The sequence below is a fragment of the Aliiroseovarius sp. S2029 genome, assembly GCF_023195575.1.
Taxonomy (GTDB): domain Bacteria; phylum Pseudomonadota; class Alphaproteobacteria; order Rhodobacterales; family Rhodobacteraceae; genus Aliiroseovarius; species Aliiroseovarius zhejiangensis.
Genome location: NZ_JALPQE010000014.1, coordinates 5,001 through 6,221, shown reverse-complemented (window position 1 = coordinate 6,221; position 1,221 = coordinate 5,001). Strand labels below are relative to the sequence as shown.

The following is a 1,221-nucleotide window of genomic DNA, read 5'->3' as shown; positions in this document are numbered from 1 at the left end:
AACGCAGAACCGCCGCCGGCATTTCTGCTCGGCGGCGGTTTTTTTAATTTTAATCGTATTGAGAGAATTGAGCTGCTTACTAGGTTTGGCGGTGACCTACTCTCCCACGTCTTAAGACGCAGTACCATTGGCGCGACAGTGCTTAACTTCCGAGTTCGGGATGGGATCGGGTGTTTCACTTGTGCTGTGACCACCAAACCGAGAAAGCAGCTATTCCAAGTCAGTACACATTGGTGTGTATGCTTTTGATTGATAGTAGAGATCTAACTTCTACTGGATCAAATCAAGCCTATCGGACAATTAGTACCGGTCAACTGAACACATTGCTGTGCTTACATCTCCGGCCTATCGACGTGGTGGTCTTCCACGGTCCTCAGGGATACCTTGTTTTGAGGGGGGCTTCCCGCTTAGATGCCTTCAGCGGTTATCCTGTCCGTTCATAGCTACCCAGCACTGCCGTTGGCACGACAACTGGTCCACCAGTGGAACGTTCACCCCGGTCCTCTCGTACTAGGGGCAACTCCTCTCAAGTATCCTACACCCACGGCAGATAGGGACCGAACTGTCTCACGACGTTCTAAACCCAGCTCACGTACCTCTTTAAACGGCGAACAGCCGTACCCTTGGGACCTGCTCCAGCCCCAGGATGAGATGAGCCGACATCGAGGTGCCAAACACTGCCGTCGATATGGACTCTTGGGCAGTATCAGCCTGTTATCCCCGGCGTACCTTTTATCCGTTGAGCGATGGCCCTTCCACTCGGGACCACCGGATCACTATGGCCGTCTTTCGACTCTGCTCGACTTGTCAGTCTCGCAGTCAGGCTGGCTTCTGCCATTGCACTCAACGAGCGATTTCCGACCGCTCTGAGCCAACCTTCGCGCGCCTCCGTTACTCTTTAGGAGGCGACCGCCCCAGTCAAACTACCCGCCACGCAGGGTCCCGGATCCGGATAACGGACCGCGGTTAGACATCAAGCAGAACAAGGGTGGTATCTCAAAGGAGGCTCCACAGGAACTGGCGTCCCTGCTTCAAAGCCTACCACCTATTCTGCACATGTTGTGCCTGATGCCAGTGCGAAGCTGTAGTAAAGGTGCACGGGGTCTTTCCGTCTAACCGCGGGAAGCCTGCATCTTGACAGGCAATTCAATTTCGCTGAGTCGATGTTGGAGACAGCGGGGAAGTCGTTACGCCATTCGTGCAGGTCGGAACTTACCCGAC

General features: G+C 54.3%; 2 rRNA genes (1 of these 2 cut by a window edge). Both read right to left on the bottom strand.

Features of this window, described 5'->3' with window-relative positions:
* Window positions 1-83: 83 nt before the first annotated feature.
* A 5S ribosomal RNA gene (gene rrf, locus MUY21_RS15860) occupies window positions 84-198 on the bottom strand.
* 81 nt (window positions 199-279) lie between these two features.
* A 23S ribosomal RNA gene (locus MUY21_RS15855) occupies window positions 280-1,221 on the bottom strand; it runs 1,938 nt beyond the window's last position.